This window comes from Pseudonocardia pini (genome assembly GCF_013870575.1).
Classification (GTDB): domain Bacteria; phylum Actinomycetota; class Actinomycetes; order Mycobacteriales; family Pseudonocardiaceae; genus Pseudonocardia; species Pseudonocardia pini.
The window spans coordinates 1-4146 of the sequence record NZ_JACBXB010000499.1 but is presented as its reverse complement, the minus strand read 5'-3'; the positions used below and the strand labels follow the sequence as shown (position 1 = coordinate 4146).

General features: G+C 76.2%; 6 protein-coding genes. 5 read left to right on the top strand and 1 reads right to left on the bottom strand.

From position 1 onward, the window contains the following. The 3 genes from H5J29_RS23290 to H5J29_RS23280 all read left to right on the top strand — a co-directional run. Positions 1-595 (top strand): NAD(P)/FAD-dependent oxidoreductase (locus H5J29_RS23290; protein ID WP_376768563.1); only part of this gene is annotated, 595 nt, incomplete at its 5' end. Continuing rightward, entirely contained in the window at positions 592-963 is a 372-nt protein-coding gene (locus H5J29_RS23285; protein ID WP_181783172.1) for a hypothetical protein, read from the top strand. The genes H5J29_RS23290 and H5J29_RS23285, both read left to right, overlap by 4 nt. Before the next feature lie 390 nt (positions 964-1353). Further along, positions 1354-1779 carry a nitroreductase/quinone reductase family protein gene (locus tag H5J29_RS23280; protein WP_220187813.1) on the top strand — a complete coding sequence of 142 codons (426 nt, stop codon included), beginning with the start codon at positions 1354-1356 and terminating at the stop codon, positions 1777-1779. Between the two features lie 4 nt (positions 1780-1783). Here H5J29_RS23280 and H5J29_RS23275 read toward each other — a convergent pair whose 3' ends face one another. Then, the gene (locus tag H5J29_RS23275; RefSeq protein WP_181783170.1) at positions 1784-2983 is read right to left on the bottom strand and encodes an NAD(P)-binding domain-containing protein; all 1200 of its coding nucleotides are present in this window, start codon (positions 2981-2983) and stop codon (positions 1784-1786) included. A gap of 168 nt (positions 2984-3151) precedes the next feature. Here H5J29_RS23275 and H5J29_RS23270 point away from each other — a divergent pair, with 168 nt between their 5' ends. Continuing rightward, the gene (locus H5J29_RS23270; protein ID WP_181783169.1) at positions 3152-3583 is read left to right on the top strand and encodes a MaoC family dehydratase; all 432 of its coding nucleotides are present in this window, start codon (positions 3152-3154) and stop codon (positions 3581-3583) included. After that, positions 3580-4146, top strand: a 567-nt coding sequence (locus tag H5J29_RS23265; RefSeq protein ID WP_181783168.1) for a maleylpyruvate isomerase family mycothiol-dependent enzyme, incomplete at its 3' end; no start/stop codon positions are given. The genes H5J29_RS23270 and H5J29_RS23265, both read left to right, overlap by 4 nt.

The window sequence follows — 4146 nt, the reverse complement described above, 5'->3', positions numbered from 1 at the left end:
CACCGGCGCGCGGACGCTGCGCCGCGGCCGGGCCGCGAGCGGGTTCGTCTACGGCTACTTCCCGATGTCGGGCACGGGGTACGAGTGGTTCTTCACCCCGGGCACGACGGCGGGGATCATCCCCACGAACGCGGGCCTGGCCTGCGTCTGGGCCGGGATGCCCGCCGGGGAGTTCCACCCCCGGCTCGACGAGCTGCTCGCCGGGACCCTCGACCGCCTGGGGATCCGGGTCGGCGAGCGGCAGGGCAGGCTGCGCGGGTTCCCGGGTGCGCCCGCGGTGCTGCGCGAGCCCAGCGGGCCGGGCTGGGCACTGGTCGGCGACGCGGGGTTCCTCAAGGACCCGCTCACCGCCCACGGCATCACCGACGCCCTGCGGGACGCCGAGCTGGTGGCGCGCACGGTCGCGTACGGCGCCGATCACAGCGGCGCCCGCGACCGGTTGTCGCGCATGCTCTTCTCCGTCGCCGAGGAGGTGGCGGGCTACCGCTGGGGGCTGCCCGAGATCCGGGCGCTGCACCTGGCGGAGAGCGCGGCGGGGCGGGCCGAGGTGCGGCTCCTGCGGGGGCTCGACGCTCCTGAGGCGGTGGCGGCATGACCGGCGAGGCGCGATCCGCCGTCGTCGGCGGGACGGAGGCGCTGCCGTCCGACCGCGACCGGCTGCTGCTGGCGCTCGCGGAGCTGGCCGCCTACGGGATCGCCGCGGAGGAGTCCCTCCTCGGCACCCCGGACCAGGCCCGCGAGGACCTCCTGGTCCGCCTCTGGACCCGCGCACCCCGCGCCCTGGGCTCCTACGCCTTCTGGACGCGCTCCGCCGAGTCGAGCTTCGACCCCACCGGCACCCTCCGCACCCCACTTCCGCTCCACACCAGCGACGACGTGGCGGAGCCTGCGGAGTTCGTCCTCCACCGCGCCGGCTTCACGGTGCACCGGACCGCACACCGCCTGGAGGTGACCCACCCCTGAACCTCGTTGCCCGACCGGCACTCTCGCTCAGACGTCGTGAGCGAGGGTGCCGTTTCGTGTGTGGGGGTGACCGCCCGGCAGCGCGCCGGGCGGGACCGCCCGCCGGGGACGACGCGCGGAGGGGCCGCCCGGACTGCGCGTCCGCGGCCCTGGGGTCGGCCGCGGTGCACGAGAGCCCAAGATCGTCGGATGGGCGGCGGAAGCCGCGCTGAGCGCGGGTTCTGCTCCACATTCGGTGGTCATGACGCCCGTAAGGTGCGACTCGCGGGCTGTGAGAGGACGACTCGCGGAAGGGCGCGGACCCACAGGCGCCGTTCGGACTGCGCCGGTCCGCGGTCCTGGGGAAGCGGCGATCCGGATCCGGGCCGCCACCCCCGTACCCTCGGCGCCGTGGAACCGGGCGAGCGGAGTGTGAAGTACCGCCTGCTCAGGCTCGGGTTGCGGGGTGGCAACCGGGTCCTGCGCTGGGCGTTGGAGCACGAGGTGGCCCCCGCCGCGTTCGCCCTGCTGGAGACCACCGGGCGGCGTACCGGTCTGCCGCGGCGGACCCCCGTCGGGAACGGTCTGGCGGGCGACACGTTCTGGCTCGTCGCCGCCCACGGCGCCCAGGCCGACTTCGTGCGCAACCTCCACGCGCACCCGGCGGTGCGCGTGAAGGTCGGCACGGTATGGCGCAGCGGCACGGCCACGCTGCTCCCCGAGGACGACACCGACCTGCGCTCCCGCACGCTGCCCTACCCGTGGGACGCGGCGATCGGCCGGGCGATCGCCACGACACCCCTGACCGTCCGGATCGACCTGGAGCCGCGCGGGTAGGCCCTCAGGCGGCCAGCAGGCGGGACCCCGACCGTTCCGCGATGACCGACGCCAGGTGCTCCGCGTCCGCGCCGACGCCGTCGAGGAAGCTCGACGAGCGGCGGTACTGCCAGCGCAGGCCGAGGAGGTAGAGGCCCGCGGCGGGCGTCACGCCCCGGCGGTGCACGATCTCGCCGTCGACGCCCTGCACGGGCGCCTCGATCCAGCCGTGGTCGCGGCCGAAGCCGGTGGCCCACACGACGGTCTGCACCGGCGCGGGGGCCGACGCCGCGACCGTCGCCGCGGCAGAGGGAGCGGCCGGAGCCACCGCGAGACCGGTCCGCTCCACGAACGCGTCGACGGAGCGACGGAAGCGGACGGCGTTCTCCTCGGCGACGGCGACGTTCGCGGCGAGGTCCGCGGCGAAGCGCGGCACGCCACCGTCGAACCCGAGCAGGCGCCCGTGTGCCCGCACCCCCTCCGCCACGAGCCGCGGCACGTCGAGGTCCCGCGTCCCGCCGGTGAGCACCGCGTTCGGGGTCTTCCCGGGCGGCCCGGGCAGGGTGTCGACGGTGCGGTCCAGCATCCCGAGCCGCTCCATCCAGTCGTAGGCGTCGAGCCCGCGGTAGCGCCGCGGCAGCGCCTTGTGCCTGCCCACGGCCAGGTGCACCTCGCGTCCCGCCCGAGCGAGCTCCAGGGCGATCTGCTGCCCCGAGGGCCCCGCCCCGACCACCAGCACCGGACCGGCGGGCAGCTGTGCGGGGTTGCGGTAGTCCGCCGTGTGCAGGCCGACGACACCCGCAGGCAGCGGCATCGCGGGCACCCGGGGGCGGGCGAGGTCCCCGGTCGCGACGACGACGTTCGGCGCCTCGACCCGACCCGCGTCGGTCACGAGCCGCCAGCCCCCGGCCACCCGGTACAGCCGCCGCACCGTCACGCCGGTGCGGACCGGCGCCCGGAACGAGCGCGCGTAGTCCTCCAGGTAGCGCGCCACCTCCGCCCCGGTCATGAACCCGCCGGGATCGGGGCCCGAGTAGTGCCAGCCGGGCAGCCGGGTCTGCCAGTTGGGGCTGAGCAGGGTGAACGAGTCCCAGCGCCTGCTCCGCCAGCTGTCGGCGATCCCGGCGCGGTCCAGCACCACGTGCTCGAGGCCCCGGTCGGTGAGGCAGCGGCTCATCGCGAGCCCGGCCTGCCCCGCCCCGACGACGACGGTTCCGACGGTCATGGTTCCTCCAGGGGTGTTCGGTGTGCCCCGAACGCTAGGAATCGCGGACCCCGCCCGGCATCGGTGGCACCTGCCCATCTCGCGCCCGAGATGGGCAACGCCTACCGATGCCCACCCTCCGCGCGCGCTCGTAGCGTCTCGCCACGACGACCCGCGAGGAGCGAGAACATGGACCACGACCCCGTGCGCACGGCCCCACGGGTCGGGGCGGCCGCGAGCCGCTCCCGACTGGTGACCCGGCGCGACATCGCGCTGTTCACCGAGATCTCCGGTGACCGCAACCCGCTGCACTACGACGAGGAGCGCGCCGCCGCCTCCCGCTTCGGCGGGATCGTGGTGCAGGGCGGGGTGACGACGGCGGTGCTCAACGCCGTCGTCGCCGAGGAGCTGCCCGGCCCCGGTTCGGTGTTCCTGCAGCTCGACGTGCGGTTCCTCGCCCCGGTCCGGCCCGGCGACGTGATCACCGGGACGGTCGAGGTGACCTCCGCCCGCGAGGACAAGCCGGTCACCGGGCTGGCGGTCCGGGTGACCCGGGACGACGGCGTGGTGGCCGTCGAGGGCACCGCCGTCTGCTGGACCGAGCCCCTGGCGGGCCGGTGACCGCCCTCGTCCCCGACCCCACGGCCACGCTCACCGAGACCCGCGTGGCGCTGGCCCGCTTCGCCGCCCTGGTCCGCCGGATCGGCCCGGCGGACCCGACGGCCGTCGGGACCTGGTCGGTCCGAGACGTGGCGGCCCACGTCGCCGAGAGCATGGACCTCTACACCGGGCTGCTCGCCGGGGAGCCGTCCCCGGCGAGCAGCCTCGCCGAGACCGCCGCCATGAGCGCCGCCGCGATCGCCACGGTCACCGACCGCGAGCCCGAGGCGCTGGCCCGCGCGGTCGAGACCGCCGCGAGCCGCTACCTCGCCGCCGCGGGAGCCGCGACGGACCCGGTCGGCTGGCACGGCGGCCTGCCGCTGCCGGTGTCCTCGCTGCTGGGCCTCACCCTCGGCGAGGCGCTGGTGCACGGCCGGGACGTCGCCCGCGCGCTCGGCGTGCCGTGGGAGATCCCGCCCGCCGCCGCCCACACCGTGCTGCTGGGGATCCTGCCGGTGATCCCGCTGTCCGTGGACCGCGCGGCGACGGCCGGGGTGCACGCCCGCTTCGACGTCCGGCTGCGT